A 1870-nucleotide genomic window follows, 5' to 3' on the forward strand; every position below is an offset into this window, starting at 1 on the left:
CGGTGATCAGAGTCCCGCGCCGATCGAGCGAGACCGACGAACCGGAGCTGGTCATCATGGCGTGTGAGAAGAAGGTCGAACCGAATTCGCTGCTCGCGCTGCTTCTGTGGTGTCGAGACAATCCCTGGGCTCGTGCGCAACTGGGCCACGACGATGCGCGGGAGTTGCTGCGCCCACCCAGGCTGCGCGAGCGTATCCGCGCCGACCGTGCCGCATCCACTGTCGGTGGAAGGAACACTGTCCAGTGACGGTTCGACAAAGGACGGTATACACCTATCTCCAGCAGCAGGGTGTCGAACTGGCACCGGTGCATCGCGACGAATGCGACAGGTTCGGGCTCGAGCTCCCGGTGCTACCGGACTGGGAGGCTGTTTCAGAGCTTCACTTCCCACACGCCACCGCGGTGCTTTGCTCGCCGGCGAACGCAGTCGACGGATTCGTACCGAATGCGGTGGTTCTGGTCGGGAAGCTCGCACGGTCGGTCGACCCGGATGCCCTACTGGAGTGCGGCTTCGGAGACGCGCGGGCACTGCCCGGCTGGGTCGAGATCAGTCACGACCGAGGTTCGTTCTGCGGTCTACCGTCCGTCTCGATCGCGGGTCGCTACGACTGCGCCGGTCGGTTGTTCTTCGCCCGGACCCGGTACGTCGTCGTCCACCACATCGTCGATCAGTACCTGGTTCAGGTGACGGTCACCGTGCCGGATTCGCTACGACAGACATTGTCCTGTGTTGCAGATGAATTCGTCGGCGAGGTGCGTATCGGTCGACGCTAGCGAATCGGTAGTGCGCGCAACAGCGCCGCAACGTCCTCCGTATCGCCGAGGGAGTCGACGATGTCCTCGATGACCGCGGTATCGGATTCGCCGACCAATCGGGCGATCTTGGCGCGCACCGCGCTGTAATCCATCGGAAAATGGTCGATGTCGCCCAGCGGATTCGGGGCAGTCGCCGAAAGTGTGGTGCCGTTCCGAAATTCGATCGTCACTTCGGCGGCTCGGCGCTCGGGTAGCAGCGCGTCGAGCTCGCTCGACGATGCGACGTCGACTCGGGCGCTGAACGATTCGGCCGTCGAGAAGCCCGAACCTCGGGGGTCCAGAGAGTCGACGTCTATCGCGTCGGACACGAACGCGGCGGCCACCACGAACGGCAGCGAGAACATCGCGCCCAACCTGTTCGACGGATGTCGGCGGAACAGGGGCTCCGCCAACGAATGTGTTCGCACCCGAACATGTTCGATGTCGGCGGCGGACCATTCGGCGGCAGCGCGCAGGCTCTGCACAGCGTCCACGGCGGCGTGTGTGTACGAGCAGCTGGCGTGCTGTTTCGTGTAGCCCTCCAGCGTGAGCCATCGGTCGCCGAGATCCTCGGTCAGTCGGGACGTGTCCAGTGTCCCGACCAGAGCGCCCAGGGTGTGCTCGATGGCCCCCGAATTGTGGACGACCCCGGACCGGGCGAGCCTGGCCGCGGTCACGCCCGCCCGTGCGGCACCGCCGATCCACAGGTTTCGCGAGAAATTGCCGTCGAGAACCACCGCCCAGGGCGCTACCTGAATCAACGCAGACGACGAGTCGATCGCCGCGGCAACCTCGTTCGCATCGGCACCACGAATCGACGCGGCTGCCGTGGCCGCGCCCGTGGCACCCCAGTGTCCATGGGTGTGCCACGCACTGTGGCGGGTCAATGCCCAGCCGAATCGAGCGGCAACCTCGTAGCCCGCTACGACGGCCGTCAGGAAGGCCCGGCCCGAGATCGGCGTCGATGCCAGCCTGGCCGCGGCGATCGCTGCAGGAAGGACATGCGCAGCAGGATGTCCGGCGGCGTACTTGTTGCCCTCGTCGAGCTCGAGGCAGCACGATGCGATGGCGTCG

2 protein-coding genes and 1 pseudogene are annotated in these 1870 nt (G+C 65.5%); 2 read left to right on the forward strand and 1 reads right to left on the reverse strand.

Annotation, left to right across the window (positions count from 1 at the left end):
- Both CH256_RS27920 and CH256_RS03020 read left to right on the forward strand, forming a co-directional pair.
- Positions 1–248 (forward strand): annotated as a pseudogene (locus tag CH256_RS27920) (hypothetical protein); the annotation flags it as partial.
- Complete coding sequence (locus CH256_RS03020; RefSeq protein ID WP_179271978.1) at positions 245–775, forward strand: LpqN/LpqT family lipoprotein; 531 nt, start codon at positions 245–247, stop codon at positions 773–775. The pseudogene CH256_RS27920 and the gene CH256_RS03020, both read left to right, overlap by 4 nt.
- Here the strand turns inward: CH256_RS03020 and CH256_RS03025 are convergent.
- Positions 772–1870, reverse strand: a 1099-nt coding sequence (locus CH256_RS03025) for an MmgE/PrpD family protein (RefSeq protein WP_094668840.1), incomplete at its 5' end; no start/stop codon positions are given. The two genes, CH256_RS03020 and CH256_RS03025, sit on opposite strands and share 4 nt — an antisense overlap.

The sequence above is a fragment of the Rhodococcus sp. 05-2254-6 genome, assembly GCF_002258565.1.
Lineage (GTDB): Bacteria > Actinomycetota > Actinomycetes > Mycobacteriales > Mycobacteriaceae > Rhodococcoides.